We start from the raw sequence: 21,092 nt of genomic DNA on the forward strand, positions 1-21,092 counted from the left end.
TGACGGTCGCAGGCCATGTTTGTTGCAGGCATGACACCCCGTCAACGGTCCGGACGGGACTGGTTTCCCGTCCGGACCGCAGCCGGTGCGGGTCAGCTCCCCGGGACCTCCAGCTTGCTGATGCGTACCGCTCCCCTGCTCTCGCCCGGATAGGCGCTGGTCAGCGTGAGCCGGAGCCGCGAGCCGCGGACGGCGTCGAAGGTGATCACGCTCGGCTCGTCGGAGGCGGCGGCCCAGGCGACGGAGGCGCCCTCGACGGGCACATACCGCTGCCCGTCCCACACCGTGGCCGTCACCGCCGCGGGCAGACTGTGGGTCGCGCTCACGGTGAAGGAGATCTCCGCCCGGCCGAAGGTGCGGGTTCGTCCGAAGTCGACCGAGACCCAGTCCTCGGCCCTCGCGCCGCTGAAGGCGGGCAGCAGGGCGGTGGCGGCCTTGCTGAAGGCGTTGGACCAGCCGGTGGCGGGATCGCCGTCGAGCATCGCGGCCGGGAGGGTGTCCGGGCGGCCGGAGTAACTGGCGTCCGCGTAAGGGTAGTTGAGAGGTGCCGGATGATCGGCGGTGAAGGCGGCCGGTTCGGTGAGGGTGGCCGACCGGGACCGGGTGGTGCGCACCTTCGCGGTACCCGCCCGCAGCCCCTCCGCGCTCGCAGTCACCTTCAGCACTCCCGGCTCCGTGCCGGCCCGCACGATCGCCAGAGCCTTGCCGTGGAAGGCGGTGCGGGTGCTCGACTGATAGCGCTCGGCGCTCTCCTGTCGGCCGTTGTCGAGCCCGGCGAGCGAGCCGCCGCCGACCGCGAAGGAGATCAGGTGCTCGGCATCGGGCACGACCACTCCACGGGCGTCGACGACGTCGGCGGTGACAAAGACCAGTGAACGGCCGTCCGCGGCGAGCGACGTGCGGTCGGCGGTGAGACGCACGGCGTGGGGCCGGCCCGCCGTGCGCAGTACGTCGGTGGCGACGGGCTTGCCGCTCCTCCTCGCCACCGCCTTCAACTCGCCTGGCGCGTACGGCACTTTCCACGTCAGATGGAGCTTGCCCGCGCTGCCGTTCGGGCTGGTGTAGCTGCCGGGATAGGGGCCGTCGGTGAAGGTCTTGTCGTCGCCGGTGGCTTCCGTGGTCTCCAGGTACACCCGGCCGTCGGTGGTCTTCTTGGTGTCGAAGGTCCGGGTGCCGAGGGACCTGCCGTTGAGGAACAGCTCGACCTCGGGGACATTGGCGTACGCCCACACCTCGACCGTGTCGCCCTTCTCGTGGTTCCAGGTCATCGGCACCAGGTGGACCATCGGCTCGTCGGCCCACTGGCTGCGGAAGAGGTGGTACATGTCCTTCGGGAAACCGGCCGTGTCGACCGCGCCGAAGAAGGACGCCTTCACCGGGAAGACGTCGTACGGCGTGGGCTCGCCGATGTAGTCGATGCCGGACCAGAGGAACTGCCCGGCGAACCACTTTCGGTCCCGGTCCTTCTTGTGGCCGTACTCGCCGCTCATGGTCCAGGAGGCGAGGTTGTTGTCGTAGGACGAGGTCTCCCGCCTGCCGGGGGTGTGGTTCTCGCCGGTGTTGAGGTGCTCGGGCTCCTGGTAGGCGCCCCGCGTCGAGGTCTCGGAGGACGACTCGGACTCGAAGAGGAAGAGGTTCGGGTAGGTGACGTGCAGTTGGTCCACCGACTTGGCGGTGTTGTAGTTCAGGCCGAGGCCGTCCAGCTTGGCCAGCATCAGATCGGCCGCCGAGCCCTTGGCGGGCAGGCGGCGGTACTTGTCGGAACCGATGATCAGCGGGCGGGTGTCGTCCACGGCCCTGATCGCGGCGATGATCCGGTCGGCCATGGCGAGCCCGGCCGTCGACGTGGAGTCGGGGATCTCGTTGCCGATCGACCACAGCAGCACCGCGGGCGAGTTGCGGGCCGCGAGGACCATCTCGGTCGCGTCCCGCTCGCACCACTCGTCGAAGAACCGGCCGTAGTCGTAGCGGGTCTTGGGGGTCTTCCAGCAGTCGAAGGCCTCCACGAGCATGACGATGCCCAGTTCCTCGCAGACCCGGATCATCTCCGGGGAGGGCGGGTTGTGGGAGGTGCGGAAGGCGTTGACGCCCATCGACTTCATGATGGTCAGCTGCCGGCGGATCGCGTCGATGCTGACGGCCGCGCCGAGGGCGCCCAGGTCGTGGTGGAGGTCGACGCCCTTGATCTTGTGATGGGTGCCGTTGAGGTGGAAGCCCTCGTCGGGGTCGAAGCGGAAGGTGCGGAAGCCGAAGGGGGTGCTGTAGGTGTCGGTCGTGGAGCCGCCGGCCCGCAGCTCGGTGCTCACGGTGTAGCGGTGGTGCGGCGTCTCCACGTCCCACAACTTCGGTTCGACGACCGTGAGTTCGTGGGTCTCGGTGGCCTTGTCCGTGACGGCGACCGTGGAGGACGTGCGGGCGACCGTACGGCCGCGGGAATCGAGGATCCGGGTGACGACCTCGACGTCGGCGGCGGTGCCGGACGCGTTCACCACGGACGTCGCCACCCGGACCAGGCCCCGCTCCCGGGTGATCTCCGGGGTCGTGACGCGGGTGCCCCAGCGCGCCACGTGCACCGGCTCGGTGACGACCAGGCGGGCCTCGCGGTAGATGCCGCTGCCCGAGTACCAGCGGCTGCTCGGGAGCCGGTTCTGCACCTTGACCGCGATCACGTTCTCGGTGGTGCCGTCGGTGTGCAGCAGGTCGGTGAGGTCGAGGGCGAAACCGGTGTAGCCGTAGGGGTGGCGGCCCACTTCGGTGCCGTTGCTGTAGACGTAGGAGTCCATGTAGACGCCGTCGAACTCCACCGAGATCCGCTTGCCTGCGAGGGCGGGCGGCAGGGTGAGGGCGAGGCGGTACCAGCCCAGGCCGCCGGGAAAGAATCCGGTGCCGCTGGTGGTGCCGTTCTGTGTGGTCGGGGCGAGTTCGATGCTCCAGTCGTGCGGGACAGCGATCTCACGCCAGCCCGAGTCGTCGTATCCCGGGGAGGCGGCGTCCGTGTACTCCCCCGTCGGATCGGTGATCCCGCCCGGGTTGACGAGCGCGAAGCGCCAGCCGTCGCGCAGGGCGACCGTACGGCGGCCGTACGCGTTCCCGGCGGACTCGGCGGCCTGGGCCACCGGGGTGGCCAGGAGCGCGCCCGCGGCCGGGGCGGCCGTGGAAGCGAGCAGAACCGATCTGCGAGTGACGGTCATGGCGGCTCTCCCTCATCAGGGCCCAGAAGTACTCACAACTGATCGTGAACACACAGAATCTGACGACGTGCCACTCAGGTCCGTCAAGGGTTCGGAAAGCGCCTTGTGTCCCGGGCGTCCCCCGGACGGCCCGTTCGCCTCCGCGCGCACCGTCTCGGACAGGTGGGATCGGCGTTCACCGGCGGGCGGGACGCACTAGGCTGGGACTCCATTTACGCATCTGATCACTGTGCGTAGGCGTGATGGAGTGGCGACGATGAGGCCGGTGGATCCGTTCGACGATGCCTCGACCGCTCGGGCCGTCATCGACGACCGGGGCGCCGTGGCCCGATGGGGCGTCGGTGCCCGGCGGCTGCTGGGGTACGAGGCCCCCGAGGTGCTGGGCCGCCCCGCCGCGGCCCTGCTGGCCGAGCCGGATGCCCTGGCCGCCCTCGCCGGCCCGCGCTGGAGCGGCGATCTCACGCTGCGGCACCGGGACGGTCGCACGGTCTCCGCCCACCTGCTCGCCCTGCGCCGGCCGCCGCGAGGGGACCGGGCCGACTGGCGTGTCGTCGTCCGGCCCGACCACGCGGAGCTCGATCCGCCGGACGACGTGGTGACGGCGGCCGCGCTGAACCAGTCTCCCTGTCCCATGCTGGTCTGCGACGAGCGGCTGCGCCTGCGGTGGATCAACGACCGGATGGCCGAGCTGATCGACCTGCCCGACCACGAGGTCAGGGGACTGAGGATCACCGACATCGGCGTCCGCCCCGAGAACGCGGAGATCGAGGAACTCCTCGCCGAGGTGCTCGCCACCGGACGGGCACGCGACATCGAGGGGTACGTCCGTCCCAGCGGCCTCAACCGCGCGGCCGGGATGCTGACCCGCATCGCGCCGCTCACCGACGGTTCGGGACGGGTGCGGGGAGCCTGTCTGACCGGACACGACTTCACCGAGCACTACCTCGCCCGGGAGCGGCTCCAGCTGGTCAACGAGGCGAGCGTGCGGATCGGCACCACTCTCGACGTCACCCGTACGGCACAGGAACTGGCGGACGTGTGCATCCCGTCGCTCGCCGACTTCGTGAGCGTCGACCTGCTGGACCCCGAGGAGAGCGGCGAGGCCCCGACCGAGCTCGCGGCACCGGTCGAACTGCGCCGCGCCGCCCACCATTCCGTCGACGCCGGCAATCCGATGGCCGTGGTGAAGCCCGGGCACACCGAGGTGTATCCCGCCACCTCGCCGCAGGCCGACTCTCTGGTGGCGGGCCGCACCATCGTCGCCACGGTGGCGTCCGGGCGCCTGGACCAGTGGCTCAACTGGAACAGAACCCGCGGCGAGCGGGTCAAGGAGTTCGGCGTTCACACCACGATGTCCGTACCGATCCAGGCCCGCGGCCAGACCCTCGGGGTCGCGGTCCTCACCCGCTACCGCCGGCCCGACCCCTTCACCCCGGACGACGTGCTGCTGGCCGAGGAGATCACCGCGCGGGCCGCGGTCTGCATCGACAACGCCCGCCGCTTCTCCCGCGAGCGCGAGACCGCCCTCGCCCTCCAGCGCAGTCTGCTGCCCCGCTCCCTGCCGCGCACCGCCGCCGTGCAGGCGGCCTCCCGCTATCTTCCGGCCGCGCGGGCCGGGGTGGGCGGCGACTGGTTCGACGTGATCCCGCTGTCGGGCATGCGGGTCGCGATGGTCGTCGGGGACGTGATCGGGCACGGCATCCAGGCCTCGGCGACGATGGGCCGGCTGCGCACCGCCGTCCGCACGCTGGCCGACATCGACCTGGCCCCGGACGAGCTGCTCACCCACCTCGACGACCTCGTCGTACGGCTGTCCGCGGAGGCCGGACACGACGGCAGTCCCGGTGAGGTCGGGGCCAGCTGTCTGTACGCGGTCTACGACCCGGTGTCGCGGCGCTGCACGCTGGCCCGGGCGGGGCATCCGGCGCCCGTGATGATGAAGCCGGGCGGGCCGGCACGCCAGGTGGACCTGCCCGCGGGGCCGGCGCTGGGCCTGGGCGGGCTGCCGTTCGAGTCCGCCGAGCTGGCTCTGCCCGAGGGGACCGTGCTGTCCCTGTTCACGGACGGTCTTGTCGAGTCCCGGGAACGGGACGTGGACGCCAGTCACGCGCTGCTGTGCGAGGCCCTGGCCGTGCCCTCCGACTCGCTGGAGGAGAGCTGCGACCGGGTGCTGCACGCGCTGCTGCCGTCCGGCGGCTCCACGGACGACGTGGCCCTGCTGCTGGCCCGCACCCTGGGGCTGCCCGCCTCGCAGGTGGCGACCTGGGACATCCCCGCCGACCCGGCGCTGGTGGCGCCCGTCCGCAAGCAGGTCGTGGAGCAGCTGGGCCGCTGGGACCTGAGCGAGGCGTCGTTCACGGCCGAGCTGGTGACGAGCGAACTGGTCACCAACGCGATCCGCTACGGCGCCCATCCCATCCGGCTGCGTCTCATCCATGACGCGACCACGCTGATCTGTGAGGTCTCCGACACCAGCCACACCGCGCCACATCTGCGGCGCGCCAAGACGTGGGACGAGGGCGGCCGGGGACTGCTCCTGGTCGCGCAGCTCACCCAGCGCTGGGGCAGCCGGCACACGCCCGACGGCAAGACGATCTGGGCGGAGATCGGGCTCCTCGACGAGGAGTGAGCGAACCGTTGCGGCCCGTGCCGCGTCGGACCTCGGTGACGGGGCACAAGGCCCTGTACGCGCGCGTGGGCTGATTCTCCGGGAGTGTGGAGACATGACGAACAGGTCCCTCGGTGTGCGGCGGGCGGCACTGCTCGCCGGCCCGGTCGCGATGCTCGGCCTCGTGGCGGGCTGCGGCAGCGGAGACGACGACACGGCGGCGCCCTCGACCGGCGCCACCACCGCGTCCGCGTCCGTTACCGCGACTGAAGGCACCAGCAGCGCGCCGAGCGGGGTGCCCACGGACGCGGTGAGCAACTCCCTCACCCCGTCCGCACCGCACTCCCCGGTCAGTGGCACCCGCTGCCACACTTCCGAGCTGAGCGCCTCCGTCGGCCGCAACAACCCGGGCGCCGGGCAGGAGAACTTCCCGGTGGTGCTGACGAACAGGTCGACCCGCACCTGCACCCTGTACGGCTTTCCGGGCACCGCCTTCGTCGACGCGTCCGGCAAGCAGCTGGGCCCGGACCCGAAGCGCTCCTCCGCCGAGCCCGAGACCGTGAAGCTGACGCCGGGCCAGAGCGCCTGGGCCGGGCTGTCCTTCGCGAACCCCGAGGTCAGCGGGGCGGACACGGCCACTCCCACCACTCTTGTGGTGACCCCGCCCGACGAGGAGGACCCGTTGAAGGTGGCGTGGAAGTCCGGGGAGGTCCCGGTGTCCGGCAACGAGTCGTCGGTGCGGCTGATCCCCTTCAGTCCGGGCACCGGGGCCTGAGCTTTCGCGTCCGGGGGTATTAGCAGGCTTCTTACCCCCGCCTGGTTTCATGACCAGGCACGATCTGCTCACCTCCCGAAGGATTCGCCCTGAACACCCCGCTCGCCGAAGCCCTGTCCGTCGCCTTGCTCGTCGCCGTACTCGTGTGGGCGGTCCTGCGTCCCTTCGGCTGGCCGGAGGCCGTGGTCGCGGTCCCGGCGGCGGGGCTCGCGGTCGTGACCGGGGCGATCACCCCGGAGCACGCGTGGGCGGAGGCCGAGCGGCTCGGGCCGGTGGTCGGGTTCCTGGCCGCGGTGCTGGTGCTTGCCCACTTCTGTGACGTCGAGGGGCTCTTCCATGCCTGTGGGGCCTGGCTGGCCCGGCGGGCGGCGGGCTCGCCCGGGCGGCTGCTGACCGGCGTCTTCGGGCTGGCTTCGGCGATCACGGCGGTACTGAGCCTGGACGCCACCGTGGTGCTGCTGACGCCGGTGGTGCTCGTCACCGCCTCCCGGATGGGCGCCCGCGCCAAGCCGCACGTCTACGCGTGCGCGCACCTGTCGAACACGGCCTCGCTGCTGCTGCCGGTGTCGAACCTCACCAACCTGCTGGCCTTCGAGGCGAGCGGGGTGAGCTTCACCCGGTTCGCCCTGCTGATGGCGCTGCCCTGGCTGGCGGCGATCGCCGTCGAGTACGTGGTGTTCCGGCGCTTCTTCGACACCGACCTCACTGTCGTCGACCACTCCCCCGAGCCGTCCGAGGAGCCCGCGCTGCCGCTGTTCGCGCTGGTCACCGTCGGCTGCACGCTGGCCGGGTTCGTGGTGGCCTCCGCGTTCGGCGTCGATCCCGCCTGGGTCGCGTGCGCGGGGGCGCTCGTGCTGGCGGGCCGCGCGCTCGTCCGGAGGAAGGCCACCCCCGTCTCGGTGGTGCGGGCGGCGGCTCCGGCCTTCCTGGCGTTCGTGCTCGCCCTCGGCGTCGTGGTGCGCGCGGTCGTCGACAACGGCCTCGCCGACGCCCTGCGCGACGTCCTGCCGGACGGGACGGGGATCGTCGCGCTGCTGGGAACAGCCGCGCTGGCCGCCGTCCTGGCGAACCTGATCAACAACCTGCCCGCGGTCCTGGTCCTGCTGCCGCTCACCGCCGCGGCCGGGCCCGGCGCGGTCCTCGCGGTGCTGATCGGGGTGAACATCGGCCCGAACCTCACCTACGCCGGGTCCCTGGCCACGCTGCTGTGGCGGCGCATCCTGCACCGCGACGACCACGAGGTCGAGCTCGGGGAGTTCACCCGGCTCGGCCTGCTGACCGTGCCGGCCGCGCTGGCCGCCGCCGTGCTGGCCCTGTGGGGCTCGCTTCAGCTTGTCGGAGCCTGAGCGGGGTCAGCGCCCGCCCCCGTAGCCGCCGCCGTACCCGGGGCCACCGGGGTAGCCGTACCCACCGGGATAGCCGTACCCACCGCCGTAGCCGCCCCCGTTGCAGTAGTACGGGTTGGTGGCGCAGGCGCCGGCGGGGGGCGCGCTGCTCGGCGGTGTCGGCGTGGCCGTCGGTGTGGCGGTCGCCGTGGGGGTCGGTGCCGGCGTCCTGGAGGGCGCGGGGGCGGACTTCGGGGTCGGTGCGGGGCTGCTGTCCGCGTCCCAGTTGACCGCTTCCATCTGGGGGTCGGGCTTCGAGGTGTCGAACACCCAGCGCTGGGCGGGGCCGTCGTCGCGGTTCTTCAGGACCAGCGCGCCGGATCCGTCGGTGGCCGCGGGGGTCAGGGCGAGATCCTGGTTCCAGCGCGGTACGAGAGTGCCCTGGAGGGTGAAGTCGTAGCGGATGTCCTTGGTGTCGGGCGCGGTGGCGCCCGCGCAGGTCGCCAGGCGCACCGAGAAGCCGAGGCGGGAGTCCAGGCACAGATCGGGGTCGGCGGCGCTGCGCAGCAGTCCGTCGGTCTCGTACGTCCACTGCTGGCCCTCGACCGCGGAGCACTCGGCGAGCCCGGTCTCGGCACCCTGGGCGATCTTCTTGCCGACGACGCCGACGCAGAGTCCGGACTCGACGTTGTGCAGGCGGCCCCGCAGGTCGCCCTGACGCGCCTCGCTCGCCCCGGCCCACGACGGGTCGCTGGTCGCGGACGCCGTGTCGGTGCCGGGCACCTCGGAGGGGGCGGCGTCGGCGGGGCCGTTGCCGTCCGAGTGGAACGCGGACCACATGACCAGGGGAAGGACGACGAGTCCGCTCACCGTCAGGACGGCCGCGGTGAGGTTGCGGCGGGAGGTGCTGCGGGCGGCCTTGTGGGTCGAGCGGTGCGAGGCCGAGCGCTCACGGGCGCGGGAGCGGGGGGCGGTGGCCGGCGGGCCGGCGGGAGCGGGGCCGGCAGCGGCGGACTGGCCCGGGTCGGGGAAGGGCATCGTGGCACCGAAGGCCTCACCCACGAACGCCCTGGCCGGCGCGTGCTGTTGGGCCTCCCGCGCCGCTGCCCCCACGTCGTCGACGTTCATCCGTGACTGTACATAGGCGGCGGCACCCCAGCCGAGCACGGCCTCGGCGAGGGCAAGACCGAGCTGCCCGTTGAACTGGTGCAGCTGGTCGGCGGTGTGCATGCAGTGCCTGCACCGCTCCAGGTGCTCGCGCAGATCGGGGTCGAGGTCGACACCGCCACGCCGGAAGGTCACGTCGAGCAGCCGCAGGTAGTGCCGGCACTCCTGCTCGGGGGCGAGCTCGCGGTGGACCTGGAGGCACTCCTCACGCAACCGCTCGCGGGCCCGGCGCAGTTCGACGAGAGCGTCCTCCTCGTCCAGGCCCAGGAGGGCGGCGGGGGCGCCGATCGGCTCGGCCTCCACCTCGGTGTGCCACAGCAGGCAGCGGGCGGACTGCTGCAGCCGCTGGAAGGCACCGGACAGCAGCCGTCGTTCGGCGGGGGGCAGCAGGCGGGCCGCGGCCCTGTCACCGCCCGCCTCGGTTCTCAGCGCGGGGTGCAGCATCTCCCGTCGGCCGTCGGCGTCCCACTCGGCGGCGATGCGGCGGACGGTGACCAGCAGATGGGGCCGCCACGCGGCGGTCGGCCCGGTGTGGCGCAGGGATTCACCGAAGAGACGGGTGAACGCGGCCGTGGTCAGCATGCCCGCGGGGCGGGGACCGTCGGTGCACAGCCGCGCGTAGGCGAAGGCGGCTTCCCAGTGCCGGTCGAGGAGTTCACCGACGGGCTGCAGGGCCGGCGTCGTGCCGCTCCACTTCTTGAGCTCGGCGCTCAGCTGCTCGTCCGTGACATCGTACGGGCGAACCGGAGACGGGGAATTCGACAGGCCTGCGTCACTCACGGCGGCATTTCCTCCCGAGGGCATGCTGCATTGCATAAAGTCCATACCAATGGGTACGTCCGCCTGGGACAGCTCTTTTGAAGCGTGAGGGCGTACGGAGGGGGTCAAGAGCACACAGGATGAATGCGCATTGTCTGTGCGCTGACAAGGCACACCTTTGCACAGGTCAAGGGCGTCCAACAAGTGATCTAGCGGTTTTCCGCATCCCGCCGACCCGGCGCAGATAGACGATTTGTCAGCACCAACGCCGTAAGGATTGCCATTCTCCTGATTTCGCAATTGGAAACAGGATTCAGTTAACTCCGCGATGAGTTCCAGGAAACCATTGAACCTCCACTACACCGCACGTCCGGGATCACCCATGATGTCATGCCTCAACCATTGGGCCGTACGGCCCGGTAGGCCCCGGGCGGTGTGCCGTAGCGGTCGCGGAAGACGCGGTTGAAGTGGAACGGGCTGGCGAAGCCGGAGGCGGCGGCGACGCGTTCCACGGACAGGTCGGTGCTCTCCAGCAGCCGGGCGGCGTGGTGGAGGCGTGCCTCGCGCAGTGCCCGCATGGGCGAGCGGCCCAGTTGCCGGGTGAAGAGGTGGGCGAACCGGGACGGTGACAGCGAGACCTGGACGGCGAGCGACCGGACCGTGTGCGGGGCCCCGGGGTCGGCCGCGATCAGCTCCTGGGCGCGCTGCACCCGGGGGTCGACGCCGGTCCCGGTCCGGGTCCCGGGCGCGGCGCCGACGGCGAGCAGGACGACCTCCTCCAGGGCGCACAGGGCGAGTTCGCGGGCGGTGGTGCCGTGCGCCACGGCGACGGCTGCCCGGTCGCCGGGCGAGGCGGTGTCGGGCGGGGTGCCGGTGCCGGTCCAGCGGGAGTCGGCGAGCATCCGGCAGAAGGCCGCCTCGATGCGGGCGTGCGGGCCGTCGGCGGCGGGGTGCGGGGGGATGACGGGGTCCGGGGAGACGACGGGGTGCGGGGAGACGACGTACATGCCGTCTCCCCTTCCGTGCGGCGCCAGCCAGGCGGTCCAGGACGGTCGGGCTCCGCAGTGCGCCCACCAGAACTCCCAGTGTGTGGCGCCCTGTTGGACGCCGTAGCGGTGCGGAGTGCCGGGGGCGAGCACCACCAGGTCCCCGGCGCCCGCCCCGGTCTCGGTCCGGCCCTGGCGCAGGGTGCCCCGGCCGCCGACCGTCCAGGTGAACAGCCAGCTGTCGGCGCCGCGCGGTCGTTGGACGGCGTAGCCCGGGAGTTCGTGGTAGTGGCCTACGACCACGAGGCCCGGTGGCGGGCCGGGGTCGCCGGATGCAGCGGTCTCGGGCAATCCGTCGGCGGTCACGGGCATCCTCCTGGCACGGGCTGCGGCCTAGCGTGACGAGTGGAACACATCCGATCGGGGAGTGGACAGATGACAGTCACGGACATCGGGACAGGGGTGCGGCAGTTCCAGGAGGACGGCTTCATGGTCGTCCGGGGGCTGTTCGCACGCGATGAGATCGACCGGCTGTGCGGGGAGTTCACGGCCCTGCACGCCGGGGGCCCGGTGCCGGGGCACTTCGAGCCGAGTGCGCCGAGTCAGTCGGCGGATCCGCTGCGGAGGTTTCCGCGCGTGATGCAGCCGCACGAGATCAACGACCTCGCGCTGCGGTTCCTGCTGGACGCCCGGTTGCGGGAGGTGCTGGAGACGCTGCTCGGGGAGGAAGTGCTGGCCGCGCAGAGCATGTTCTACTTCAAGCCGCCGGGGGCACGGGGGCAGGCGCTGCACCAGGACAACTTCTATCTGCGCGTCGAGCCGGGCACCTGTGTCGCGGCCTGGGTGGCCTGCGATGTGATCGACCGGGACAACGGAGGCCTCGAGGTCGTCCCGGGCACGCACCGGATGGACCTGTTCTGCCCGGAACTCGCGGACTCCGAGGTGTCGTTCGCGCGGGAGTACGTGGCCCCGCCTCCGGGGCTCGCCGCGGCCCCCGTCGACATGGCACCGGGGGATGTTCTGTTCTTCAACGGCAGCCTGGTGCACGGGTCGCAGCCCAACCGTACGGCCGACCGGTTCCGGCGGTCCTTCATCGGGCACTACGTGGGGGCGTCCACCGAGCGGATCGGGCAGTACTACCGGACGCTGTCGATGAGCGGGGCGCGGGTGCCGTTGCCGGAGAGCGAGGGGGCGGGTCCGTGCGGTACGGAGTTCGCACCGCACGGACCGCACTAGTTCAGCTGTGACCGACGATGGGGCGGGTGGTGTACGGCCCCTCCAGCTCCTCGATCTCCTTGTCGCTGAGCTCCAGTTCGACCGCTGCCACCGCGTCCTCGATGTGGTGTGCCTTGCCCGCGCCGACGATCGGGGCCGCCACGGTGTCCTGGGCCAGCAGCCAGGCCAGCGCCACCTGGGCGCGCGCAACGCCCCGGTCGCCGGCGATGCGGGTGACGGCCTCGACGATGGTGCGGTCGCCCTCCTGGTAGAGGCGGCTGCCGAAGTCGTCGGTGGAGCTGCGGTCGGTGACCGTGCCCCAGTCCCGGGTCAGGCGGCCACGGGCCAGCGGGCTCCACGGCAGGACGCTGACACCCTGGTCGGCGCAGAGCGGCAGCATCTCGCGCTCCTCCTCGCGGTAGAGGAGGTTGTAGTGGTTCTGCATGGACACGAACTTGGTCCAGCCGTGCCGCTCGGCCGTGTACTGCATCTTGGAGAACTGCCAGGCGTACATCGAACTGGCCCCGAGATAGCGCACCTTGCCCGCCTTCACCAGGTCGTGCAACGCCTCCATGGTCTCCTCGACCGGGGTGTGGGGGTCGAAGCGGTGGATCTGGTACAGGTCGACGTAGTCGGTGCCCAGGCGCCGCAGGCTGTGGTCGATCTCGGTCATGATCGCCTTGCGGGACAGTCCCGCGGCGTTCTGTCCGGACCGCGTCCGGCCGTGCACCTTGGTCGCGAGCACGATCTCGTCCCGGTTCGCGAAGTCCGCGAGGGCCTTGCCGACGATCTCCTCGCTGGTGCCGTCGGAGTAGATGTTCGCGGTGTCGAAGAAGTTGATCCCGGCGTCCAGTGCCTGCCGTATCAGTGGCCGCGACGCCTCCTCGTCGAGCGTCCACTCGTGCACGCCGCGGTCCGGCAGGCCGTAGGACATGCAACCCAGACAGATCCGCGAGACGTCCAGGCCCGTCGAACCGAGCTTCACGTACTGCATCGTTGCTGCTCCTGCCTTCGAGAGGGGTCCGAAGGGGAGCCTACGACTTCGCGCTTCAGCATCCTCCGGGCGCGACCAGATCCAGCGCCCGTTCCCACCCGAACTCCTCGCCCCCGGTGCCCTGATGGGGGTGCCCGAAGCGCACCCCCATCCCGCGCAGCCGGATCAGGCTGTCCTGGTAGGCGGGGTGGCCGGCGAGGTCGTCGGAGACACAGGGCAGGACGCCGATCGGGATGCCCCGGCCGGCCACCTCGCACAGCGTGCCCAGAGCGAGGGTGTCGGCGATGCCGGCCGCCCACTTGTTGATCGTGTTGAAGGTGGCCGGGGCGACCACGACCGCGGCCGGGTCCGGGAAGGGCCGCGGGTCCCCCGGGCGGCGCCAGGCGGAACGGATCGGGCGGCCGGTGGCCGCCTCGACGGCGGCCGCGTCGAAGAAGCCGTTCATGGCGGTGGGGGTGGCGATGACGCCGACCTGCCACTCCCGTTCCTGCGCGGCGGTGATCAGCTTGCCGACATCCGCCGCGATACCGGCGGCGCACACGACGACGTACAAGAAGGGCGGTATCTCGTCCTGATCGGTCACCCCGGAACCCTACTGAAGCGGGAAGGACAGTCCGCGCTCGCTCTCGGGGCGCGGTCCGCGGATCCGGCGCTCCTTCTCCTCGATTGGCACGTCGTTGATGCTCGCCTCCCGCCGGGTCATCAGCCCGTGCTCGTCGAACTCCCACAGCTCGTTGCCGTACGACCGCCACCACTGCCCTTCGGTGTTCTGGCATTCGTACTGGAAACGGACCGCGATGCGGTTGCCGTCGAACGCCCACAGGTCCTTGCGCAGCGCGTAGTCCCGCTCGCGCGCCCATTTCGCGGTGAGGAACTCGACGATCTCGGTGCGGCCGGTGACGAAGGTGCCGCGGTTGCGCCACACGGAGTCCTCCGAGTAGGCGAGCGCCACGCGCTGCGGATCGCGGGTGTTCCAGGCGTCCTCGGCGGCCTGCACCTTCTGGGCGGCACTCTCGCGGGTGAAGGGCGGCAGGGGCGGGCGGTCGGTCATGTCGTCCTCCGTGGCGAGGCGCCGGGCGGGCGGAGAACGGGCGTTCTCCAGGCGCCTGCTACCGTAGGAGAACGCTCGTTCTCACGTCAAGGAGTGGTCGTCCATGGACAGTTCGGTGGCCCGTGAGCGGGTACTGGACGCCGCCGAGGAGCTGTTCTACGGGCGCGGCATCCAGTCCGTCGGCATGGACGCCGTACGTGGCGCGTCCGGAGTCTCGCTCAAGCGGCTCTACCAGCTCTTCCCGGCGAAGGAACAGCTGGTGGAGGCCTATCTGGAGCGGCGGGACGGACGATGGCGGGGTCGGCTGGCCGCGTTCGTGGAACTCAGGTCGGCTCCGGAGGAACGGGTCCTGGCGGTCTTCGACTGGCTGGAGGAGTGGTTCGGCGAGGAGGGCTTCCGCGGGTGCGCGTGGATCAACTCCTACGGCGAACTGGGCGCGAGCTCGGACCGGGTGGCGGCCCAGGTCCGGGCGCACAAGAGAGCGTTCGGGGACTACCTCGCCTCCCTCGTGGCCGCAGCGGGGCGGCCCGCGGCGCTGGCCGGGCCGCTCTTCCTGCTCGCCGAGGGAGCCATGGTGACGGCGGGGATCACACACAGCACCCGCCCTGCGGCGGAGGCGCGAGAAGCGGCCCGGCTGCTGCTGGACTGCCGCTGAGCGGTCGAGATCGACTCCAGGGACTGCGAGGGCCTGCTGCGGGACACCCGGGTGATCGCCGTCATGGCGCGAGGTGGAGCCACGGCTCCAGCAGTTGTGGAGACCTTCCCGGCCGGCGCGCGGGGCGGTGATCCGGCCGGACTGCTGGACCTGGCACGCCCGGACCGACCCGGCCGCGCCGCCGCCCGGGGTACCGGTGGAGCTGCGGGGCCCCCGGACGGCGGCCACTGTTCGCGCTGACCATCAGACCCCGGGTGCGGCGGCACACCTCGTACGACCTGCACGCCAAGCCCGAGCGGTTGCGGTGGGACGCACGGGCCTCCTGACCGCGCCACCGCCCGGGGTACCGGTGGAGCCGCGGGGCCCCCGGACGGCGGCCACTGTTCGCGCTCACCGTCAGGCCCCGGGGCCTGCGGCACACCTCGTACGACCTGCACGCCAAGCCGGAGCGGTTGCGGTGGGACGCACGGGCCTCCTGACTGCACCGCCGCCCGGGGTACCGGTGGGGCTGCGGGGCCCCCGGACGGCGGCCACTGTTCGCGCTCACCGTCAGGCCCCGGGGGCCTGCGGCACACCTCGTACGACCTGCGCGCCGAGCCGGAGCGGATACGGGCGGGACTCGCGGCCCTCCCGGCCGGGTCAGCCGGCTGTCTGTGGCACGGTAATGGCGGCCACGGGGCAGGCGCGGGCGGCCTCCCGGACCATGGGGTCGCCGCCGCCGTCCTCCCTTCCGGGCAGGACCGTGCTGAAGCCGTCGTCGTCCTGGGTGAAGACGCCCGGGGCGGCCAACGCGCACTGGCCCGCCCCGATGCAGACGTCCTTGTCGATGTGGATGTTCGTGCCCATCGTCGGGACCCCTTACCAGGTCACGGGGAGTTCCAGCATCCCCTGAATGGTGTCGCCGGGTTTGAAGGGGATCTCCTCGGCGGGGGCGGCGAGGCGCAGGGTGGGCAGCCGGTCGAGGAGGGTGCGCAGGGCGATCTCCAGTTCGGCGCGGGCGAGGTTCTGGCCGAGGCACTGGTGGATGCCGAAGCCGAACGCGATGTGGTGCCGGGCGGGCCGGTGCCAGTCGAGGGTGTCCGGGTCGGCGTAGACGTCCTCGTCGCGGTTGACGACCGAGGTCGAGAAGACGACGCCCTCACCCGCGCGGATCGTCGTCCCGGCCACCTCGATGTCCTCCAGGGCCATCCGCAGCAGTCCGTCGGCGATCGACAGCATCCGCATGAGCTCATCGACCGCGTTCGGGATCAGCGCGGGGTCGGTGCGCAACTCCGCGAGCTGTTCGGGGTGTTGGAGGAGGGTGAAGGTGCCGAGCGAGATCATGTTGGCGGTCGTCTCGTGACCGGCTACCAGGAGGATGATCACCAGCGCGATCAGTTCCTCACGGTTCAGCTCCCCGTCCCGCAGTTGCCGGTGGACGAGTTCGTCGAGCACGCCGTCGCCGGGTTCCGGCTGTTTCTGTTTACGGGTGATCAGTTCGTCGACGTACTCCTCGAGTTGGTCGCGGGCGTCCATGACGTCGTCGGCCGTGGGGCCGCGCAGCAGGCGCCGGGACTGTCCTTCGAAGAAGTCGTGGTCGGTGTAGGGAACGCCGAGCAGGGCGCAGATCACGGTCGAGGGGACGGGCAGCGCGAAGGCGCTCACCAGTTCGGCGGGCGGCCCCTGGGCGATCATCGCGTCGATGCGTTCGTCGACGATCTCCTGGATGCGGGGGCGGAGTTCGGTGGCCCGGCGGAGCGTGAAAGCGGGGACCATCATGCGTCGCTGGACGCGGTGTTCGGGGTCGTCGACGCCCAGTAGCGCGGTCCTCCGGTTCTTGACCGCCGCGAAGCGGGCCGAGGGCGCGGGGAAACCGTCGCGGGTGCGGTCGGTGGACAACCGGGGGTCGGCGAGCAGGGCGCGGGCGGTGCCGTGTCCGGTGACCAGCCAGGCCGGACGGCCGTCGAAGAGGGTGATCCGGGACAGCGGGCGGGCGGCGCGCAGCGGGTCGTAGGCGGTGGGCGGGTGGTAGGGGCAGGTCCGGTCCTGGGGGAAGGCGACGGGTTCCGTTTCCGTCATGGAAGACCTCGCAGACGAAGGGTGCGTCGTGCAGATCTTCATTAGATGCCCCGGGCATCTATAGGGCGACGAGAAGTTCGGCCAGATCGGTGGCGGCGGCGATCTGGCCGGAGATCGTCGCCGTGGGGCGAGGAGGCGGAGGGCTGTGTTGGCGGCGGGGCGGCCGTGGCGTGGAACTCGGCTGCCGCGGTTCGCCTGCCGACCTCGCTATCCGGCCACGCCGAGCTCGGAGGGTCCACGTCCCGGTGGCCGTGAAACGCGGTCCGCCTCTCACGCGCAGGGGTCGATGGCCCGACGGGGAGTGCCGGTCGGGTCTCCCGGGGAACCCGGTGGGGATGATTCCCGTTCAGGGCGGTGTTGAGGTCACGTGCGGGAACCCCGAAGCACACAGCGAGGAGACAAAGACCATGCCTCTTGAGGGCGAGTACGAGCCCAGCCCGACCCAGTGGGTGCGCGAGCAGGTGGAGCTGTACGAGAGCTCCGGCGGCACCGAGGGCAACACGCTCATGGACACGGGGATGCCGGTCATCATCCTGACGACCCGTGGCGCGAAGAGCGGCAGCATCCGCAAGACGCCGCTGATGCGGGTCGAGCACGAGGGGCGTTACGCGGTGGTCGCCTCGCTGGGCGGCGCGCCCAAGCACCCGGTCTGGTACCACAACGTCAAGGCCGACCCGCATGTCGAGCTCCAGGACGGCGCGGTCAAGCGGGACTTCGTCGCCCGTGAGATCACCGGCGCGGAGAAGGACGAGTGGTGGAAGCGGGCCGTCGCGGCGTACCCGCCGTACGTCGACTACCAGAAGAAGACGGACCGGGTGATTCCCGTCTTCGTTCTGGAGCCCGTCGACGGGGACTGACCCCCCTCGAAGAAATCTTCAGCCACTTCGCATGATCCGGCTCCGGCCGGGCACCCGTGCGTCAGGCCCCGCCGCGTTCCCCCGTCGCGGCGGGGCTTTCTCGTGCCTCCTCGGCCGGCCGGTCGGTCACGTCGAGGAAGATCTGGTCCGCCTCGGCCACGGTCCGGGAGACGGACCGCTTGATGCGTACGGCGACCTCCTCGACTCGCTCGCTGTCCAGGCCCGGCACCAGGTCGACCCGGGCGGCCACCAGGACCGAGTCCAGCCCCATCTTCATGGTGAACAGCGCCTCCACGCTGTCGATCTCGGGCTGCGCGTCCAGTACGGCCCGGATGCGAGCACTGGACTCCGGATCGGCCGCCTCACCGATGAGCTGCCCCTTGGCCTCGCGGCCCAGCCGGTAGGCCACGTAGACGAGCAGCACGCCGATGGCCAGTGAGGCGGACGCCTCCCACACCACCTGCCCGGTGACCATGTGCAGCGCCATGCCGATCATGGCCAGCGTCACCCCGAGCACCGCCGTGCCGTCCTCGGCGACGACCGTGCGCAGCGCCGGGTCGCGCATGCCCTTCGCGGCCCCACCCTGCTTGTGCACCTGGTGCAGCGCCCGCAGCAGCGAAACTCCCTCGGCGAGGAGGGCCACACCCAGCACGATCAGGCCGGCCACATAGCCGCTGAGTGTCTCCTCGGCTCCGTTGCGCAGCGCCTCCACGCCCTGGAAGAAGGAGAAGCAGCCGCCCATCACGAAGATCCCGACCGCCGCGATCAGCGACCAGAAGAACCGCTCCTTGCCGTAGCCGAAGGGATGGCGCCGGTCGGCAGGGCGGCGGCTGCGGCGCAGCGCGGCCAGCAGGAAGACCTCGTTGAGGCTGTCCGCGACGGAGTGCGCCGCCTCCGACAGCAGCGCGGGCGAGCCCGCGAAAAGCCCGCCCACTGCCTTGGCCACGGCGATCACCAGATTCGCCGCGAGTGCCACCAGCACGGTGACGCGTGTCTTCCGGTCCGCTTTGTCGTTCGTCGTTGTCCCGCTCACCCACGGCGATTGCCCGCCTACCGGGCACTCACACCGTGCCGATTCCGGAAAACGGGGAACGCGTCCAGGACAGGCGTCAGACAGGAGGAAGCATGGGCAGCGCCGACGACGGCAACAGCGCGTACGGCCACAAGGCGTTCAAGCGGTCCAAGAGCCACTTCGCGGACCGGGTCACCGCCGACGGCCGGGACGGCTGGCCGGTGGAGGCCGGCCGCTACCGCCTGGTGGTCAGCCGCGCGTGCCCCTGGGCGAGCCGGGCGGTGATCTCGCGACGGCTGCTCGGGCTCGAGGACGCGCTCTCGATGGCGATCGCCGACCCGATCCAGGACGACCGCAGCTGGCGTTTCACCCTGGACCCGGAGGGCCGCGACCCGGTGCTCGGCATCCGCTACCTCAGCGAGGCCTACGACAAGCGGGAGCGCGACTATCCCGGCGGGGTGAGCGTGCCCGCGCTCGTGGACATTCCCAGCGGAAAGCTCGTCACCAACGACTACCAGCAGCTCACCCTGGACCTGGCCACCGAGTGGACGGCCCTGCACCGGGAGGGAGCGCCCGATCTGTACCCGCGGGCGCTGCGCGACGAGATCGACACGGTGATGGAGGACATCTACGAGGACGTCAACAACGGTGTGTACCGGGCGGGTTTCGCCGCCGGCCAGGAGGAGTACGAGGAGGCGTGCGCGGGCGTGTTCCGGCGGCTCGACCTGCTGACACCGCGGCTGGCACGGCAGCGGTATCTGGTCGGGGACACCATCACCGAGGCGGACATCCGCCTGTTCACCACACTGGTGCGTTTCGACGCCGTCTACCACGGTCACTTCAAGTGCAACCGCTGGAAGCTGGCGGAGAACGAGGTGCTGTGGGCGTACGTCCGCGACCTCTACCAGACGCCGGGCTTCGGTGACACCGTCGACTTCGACCACATCAAGCGGCACTACTACCAGGTGCACACCGGTATCAACCCGACCGGCATCGTGCCGCTCGGGCCGGACCTGGCCGGCTGGCTGACGCCGCATCACCGTGAGGAGCTCGGCGGCCGTCCGTTCGGCGACGGGACCCCGCCGGGCCCGGTGCCGACGGCCGAGGCGGTCCCGGCGCACCACCGACCCACCACTGAGCAAGGAGATTGACGTGGCAAAGAAGAAGAAGCTGCCCCTCGCCTACAAGCCCCTCGGCTTCGTACTCGGCTGGACGAGCGGAACGCTGGCGGGACTGGCCTTCCAGAAGACCTGGAAGGCCATCCGCCACGAGGACAACGCGCCCGACGCCCTGGACCGTGACCGCGGCTGGGGAGAGATCCTGCTGGCTGCGGCGGTCCAGGGCGCCATCTTCGCCGTGGTTCGCAGCGCGGTGGACCGCGCGGGCGCCACAGCCATCGAACGCTCCACCGGAGTCTGGCCGGCCGACGACAACGGCGGCCGCGACTGACTCAGCCCTGCTTGGGCGCGGTCGGGGTGACCATGCGCACGGTGAAGGAGTGTCCGGCGGGGTCGGCGTAGCCGCGTTCCTCGAACGGCCCCGCCACGTCCTTCGTCTCCAGCGGACGCCCGCCGAGCTCCACCACCTTGCGTTCGACCGCGTCCAGGTCCTCCACCACGAAGTCGATGTGGGCCTGGAGGGAGTTCTCGGGGCGGGGCCAGCTCGGCGGTGTGGCGTTCACGTCACGGCGGAACGCCAGCCGGAAGCCGTCGGCTCCCCTGATTTCCACGCGGTTCGCCGTCGCGTCGGTCTGCTCGGCCGCCAGCAGCTCCATGTAGAACACGGCGAGCTTCTCGGGCTCGGCACAGTCGAGCACGACGACCCCCGCTTTCACCAGTGCCATGTCTCCTCCGAAGGGTATGGCCACGGGGTGTTGGCGCCCCGCGGCCCGTACCTTGCGGATATCCCGGCACGGCCGATTCAGTCAGCGACCAGCCACTGTCCGTCCCGCATCAGCTCACGCCCGGTGAGCTCGTTCTCCTCCCGCCAGGCCTGCACCCGCCGCGGGCGGACGCGGAAGTACAGGTAGGGCGTGGTGAGCCGGCGGGGGTCGAAGCCGGTCCGCTCGGCGAACCGGTCCCCCTCCTCCTGGCTCAACTCGGCCTGGGTGATGGTCTCGACGCTCCCTTCGATCATCGCGACGTCCCGGGTGGGCCCGAGGCCGAGGCGCACTCTGCCGGTCGCCTTGAGGTTCCGTCCGGTGGGGCTGGTGGCCGGGGTGGCGAGGAGGAGGGTGGAGCCGTCCCAGAGGAACGAGAGCGGGACGAGGTACGGCACGCCCGAGGCGTCGTCCGGGGCCGTGGCGACCCAGACGTCCTGATCGTGCTCCAGTCGGTGCAGGGTGTCCTGCTTGCGCTGCTTGGCGGGGCGTGGCGACTGCTCGGCCATCGGTGTGCGTCCTCCTGCTGGCTGCTGGATCATCAACTGACGGTGTCAGTC

At 71.2% G+C, this 21,092-nt stretch carries 19 protein-coding genes; 8 read left to right on the forward strand and 11 right to left on the reverse strand.

Annotated elements, in window-relative coordinates:
- Nucleotides 1-92: 92 nt before the first annotated feature.
- The gene (locus ACZ39I_RS07295) at nt 93-3,191 is read right to left on the reverse strand and encodes a glycoside hydrolase family 2 TIM barrel-domain containing protein (protein ID WP_467243476.1); all 3,099 of its coding nucleotides are present in this window, start codon (nt 3,189-3,191) and stop codon (nt 93-95) included.
- A gap of 256 nt (nt 3,192-3,447) precedes the next feature.
- Between ACZ39I_RS07295 and ACZ39I_RS07300 the strand changes: the two genes are divergently transcribed.
- The 3 genes from ACZ39I_RS07300 to ACZ39I_RS07310 all read left to right on the forward strand — a co-directional run bounded on the left by ACZ39I_RS07300 (nt 3,448) and on the right by ACZ39I_RS07310 (nt 7,920).
- Nucleotides 3,448-5,820 carry a SpoIIE family protein phosphatase gene (locus ACZ39I_RS07300; protein WP_467243477.1) on the forward strand — a complete coding sequence of 791 codons (2,373 nt, stop codon included), beginning with the start codon at nt 3,448-3,450 and terminating at the stop codon, nt 5,818-5,820.
- A 94-nt stretch (nt 5,821-5,914) separates the two neighbouring features.
- Nucleotides 5,915-6,574: a DUF4232 domain-containing protein gene (locus tag ACZ39I_RS07305; protein WP_467243478.1), complete on the forward strand. Its 660-nt coding sequence runs from the start codon at nt 5,915-5,917 to the stop codon at nt 6,572-6,574.
- 89 nt (nt 6,575-6,663) lie between these two features.
- Nucleotides 6,664-7,920 (forward strand): SLC13 family permease, encoded by a 1,257-nt coding sequence (locus ACZ39I_RS07310; RefSeq protein WP_467244353.1) that lies wholly within the window; start codon nt 6,664-6,666, stop codon nt 7,918-7,920.
- 6 nt (nt 7,921-7,926) lie between these two features.
- Here the strand turns inward: ACZ39I_RS07310 and ACZ39I_RS07315 are convergent, their stop codons facing one another.
- The gene (locus ACZ39I_RS07315; RefSeq protein ID WP_467243479.1) at nt 7,927-9,846 is read right to left on the reverse strand and encodes an RICIN domain-containing protein; all 1,920 of its coding nucleotides are present in this window, start codon (nt 9,844-9,846) and stop codon (nt 7,927-7,929) included.
- Nucleotides 9,847-10,220: 374 nt separating this feature from the next.
- Nucleotides 10,221-11,177 (reverse strand): helix-turn-helix domain-containing protein, encoded by a 957-nt coding sequence (locus tag ACZ39I_RS07320; RefSeq protein WP_467243480.1) that lies wholly within the window; start codon nt 11,175-11,177, stop codon nt 10,221-10,223.
- 69 nt (nt 11,178-11,246) lie between these two features.
- Between ACZ39I_RS07320 and ACZ39I_RS07325 the strand changes: the two genes are divergently transcribed.
- Nucleotides 11,247-12,047 (forward strand): phytanoyl-CoA dioxygenase family protein, encoded by an 801-nt coding sequence (locus tag ACZ39I_RS07325; protein WP_467243481.1) that lies wholly within the window; start codon nt 11,247-11,249, stop codon nt 12,045-12,047.
- Between the two features lies 1 nt (nt 12,048).
- Here ACZ39I_RS07325 and ACZ39I_RS07330 read toward each other — a convergent pair whose 3' ends face one another.
- Genes ACZ39I_RS07330 through ACZ39I_RS07340 form a run of 3 tightly spaced genes read right to left on the reverse strand, consistent with a single transcriptional unit; the run spans nt 12,049 to nt 14,071 of the window.
- On the reverse strand, nt 12,049-13,020 hold the full coding sequence (locus tag ACZ39I_RS07330) for an aldo/keto reductase (protein WP_467243482.1): 972 nt from the start codon (nt 13,018-13,020) through the stop codon (nt 12,049-12,051).
- A 55-nt stretch (nt 13,021-13,075) separates the two neighbouring features.
- On the reverse strand, nt 13,076-13,603 hold the full coding sequence (locus ACZ39I_RS07335) for a flavoprotein (RefSeq protein ID WP_467243483.1): 528 nt from the start codon (nt 13,601-13,603) through the stop codon (nt 13,076-13,078).
- A gap of 9 nt (nt 13,604-13,612) precedes the next feature.
- The gene (locus ACZ39I_RS07340; RefSeq protein ID WP_467243484.1) at nt 13,613-14,071 is read right to left on the reverse strand and encodes a nuclear transport factor 2 family protein; all 459 of its coding nucleotides are present in this window, start codon (nt 14,069-14,071) and stop codon (nt 13,613-13,615) included.
- 103 nt (nt 14,072-14,174) lie between these two features.
- Here ACZ39I_RS07340 and ACZ39I_RS07345 point away from each other — a divergent pair, with 103 nt between their 5' ends.
- Nucleotides 14,175-14,726 carry a TetR/AcrR family transcriptional regulator gene (locus tag ACZ39I_RS07345; protein ID WP_467243485.1) on the forward strand — a complete coding sequence of 184 codons (552 nt, stop codon included), beginning with the start codon at nt 14,175-14,177 and terminating at the stop codon, nt 14,724-14,726.
- Between the two features lie 639 nt (nt 14,727-15,365).
- Here the strand turns inward: ACZ39I_RS07345 and ACZ39I_RS07350 are convergent.
- Both ACZ39I_RS07350 and ACZ39I_RS07355 read right to left on the reverse strand, forming a co-directional pair.
- Nucleotides 15,366-15,572, reverse strand: a complete 207-nt coding sequence (locus ACZ39I_RS07350) for a ferredoxin (protein WP_467243486.1) — start codon at nt 15,570-15,572, stop codon at nt 15,366-15,368.
- Nucleotides 15,573-15,584: 12 nt separating this feature from the next.
- The gene (locus ACZ39I_RS07355; RefSeq protein ID WP_467243487.1) at nt 15,585-16,784 is read right to left on the reverse strand and encodes a cytochrome P450; all 1,200 of its coding nucleotides are present in this window, start codon (nt 16,782-16,784) and stop codon (nt 15,585-15,587) included.
- Between the two features lie 407 nt (nt 16,785-17,191).
- On the opposite strand from ACZ39I_RS07355, the gene ACZ39I_RS07360 reads away from it, so the two are divergent.
- On the forward strand, nt 17,192-17,641 hold the full coding sequence (locus ACZ39I_RS07360) for a nitroreductase family deazaflavin-dependent oxidoreductase (protein ID WP_467243488.1): 450 nt from the start codon (nt 17,192-17,194) through the stop codon (nt 17,639-17,641).
- A 61-nt stretch (nt 17,642-17,702) separates the two neighbouring features.
- Here the strand turns inward: ACZ39I_RS07360 and ACZ39I_RS07365 are convergent, their stop codons facing one another.
- Nucleotides 17,703-18,674 (reverse strand): cation diffusion facilitator family transporter, encoded by a 972-nt coding sequence (locus ACZ39I_RS07365; protein WP_467243489.1) that lies wholly within the window; start codon nt 18,672-18,674, stop codon nt 17,703-17,705.
- 92 nt (nt 18,675-18,766) lie between these two features.
- Between ACZ39I_RS07365 and ACZ39I_RS07370 the strand changes: the two genes are divergently transcribed.
- Nucleotides 18,767-19,804, forward strand: coding sequence for a glutathione S-transferase family protein (locus tag ACZ39I_RS07370; RefSeq protein ID WP_467243490.1), 1,038 nt, complete (start codon nt 18,767-18,769; stop codon nt 19,802-19,804).
- Between the two features lies 1 nt (nt 19,805).
- A complete protein-coding gene (locus ACZ39I_RS07375) occupies nt 19,806-20,102 on the forward strand; it encodes a DUF4235 domain-containing protein (RefSeq protein ID WP_381333306.1) in 297 nt (98 codons plus the stop codon).
- 1 nt (nt 20,103) lies between these two features.
- Here ACZ39I_RS07375 and ACZ39I_RS07380 read toward each other — a convergent pair whose 3' ends face one another.
- Nucleotides 20,104-20,496 carry a VOC family protein gene (locus ACZ39I_RS07380; RefSeq protein ID WP_467243491.1) on the reverse strand — a complete coding sequence of 131 codons (393 nt, stop codon included), beginning with the start codon at nt 20,494-20,496 and terminating at the stop codon, nt 20,104-20,106.
- A gap of 77 nt (nt 20,497-20,573) precedes the next feature.
- Complete coding sequence (locus ACZ39I_RS07385) at nt 20,574-21,041, reverse strand: pyridoxamine 5'-phosphate oxidase family protein (protein WP_467243492.1); 468 nt, start codon at nt 21,039-21,041, stop codon at nt 20,574-20,576.
- Between the last annotated feature and the right edge of the window lie 51 nt (nt 21,042-21,092).

The sequence above is a fragment of the Streptomyces sp. NPDC024687 genome (assembly GCF_055559055.1).

Bases quoted from the DNA above. Each gene is read 5' to 3' on its own strand.
- ACZ39I_RS07350 (WP_467243486.1), bottom strand. From the start codon at position 15,572: ATGGGCACGAACATCCACATCGACAAGGACGTCTGCATCGGGGCGGGC.
- ACZ39I_RS07340 (WP_467243484.1), bottom strand. From the start codon at position 14,071: ATGACCGACCGCCCGCCCCTGCCGCCCTTCACCCGCGAGAGTGCCGCC.
- ACZ39I_RS07360 (WP_467243488.1), top strand. From the start codon at position 17,192: ATGCCTCTTGAGGGCGAGTACGAGCCCAGCCCGACCCAGTGGGTGCGC.
- ACZ39I_RS07380 (WP_467243491.1), bottom strand. From the start codon at position 20,496: ATGGCACTGGTGAAAGCGGGGGTCGTCGTGCTCGACTGTGCCGAGCCC.
- ACZ39I_RS07295 (WP_467243476.1), bottom strand. From the start codon at position 3,191: ATGACCGTCACTCGCAGATCGGTTCTGCTCGCTTCCACGGCCGCCCCG.
- ACZ39I_RS07355 (WP_467243487.1), bottom strand. From the start codon at position 16,784: ATGACGGAAACGGAACCCGTCGCCTTCCCCCAGGACCGGACCTGCCCC.
- ACZ39I_RS07325 (WP_467243481.1), top strand. From the start codon at position 11,247: ATGACAGTCACGGACATCGGGACAGGGGTGCGGCAGTTCCAGGAGGAC.
- ACZ39I_RS07385 (WP_467243492.1), bottom strand. From the start codon at position 21,041: ATGGCCGAGCAGTCGCCACGCCCCGCCAAGCAGCGCAAGCAGGACACC.
- ACZ39I_RS07300 (WP_467243477.1), top strand. From the start codon at position 3,448: ATGAGGCCGGTGGATCCGTTCGACGATGCCTCGACCGCTCGGGCCGTC.
- ACZ39I_RS07330 (WP_467243482.1), bottom strand. From the start codon at position 13,020: ATGCAGTACGTGAAGCTCGGTTCGACGGGCCTGGACGTCTCGCGGATC.
- ACZ39I_RS07345 (WP_467243485.1), top strand. From the start codon at position 14,175: ATGGACAGTTCGGTGGCCCGTGAGCGGGTACTGGACGCCGCCGAGGAG.
- ACZ39I_RS07370 (WP_467243490.1), top strand. From the start codon at position 18,767: ATGGGCAGCGCCGACGACGGCAACAGCGCGTACGGCCACAAGGCGTTC.
- ACZ39I_RS07305 (WP_467243478.1), top strand. From the start codon at position 5,915: ATGACGAACAGGTCCCTCGGTGTGCGGCGGGCGGCACTGCTCGCCGGC.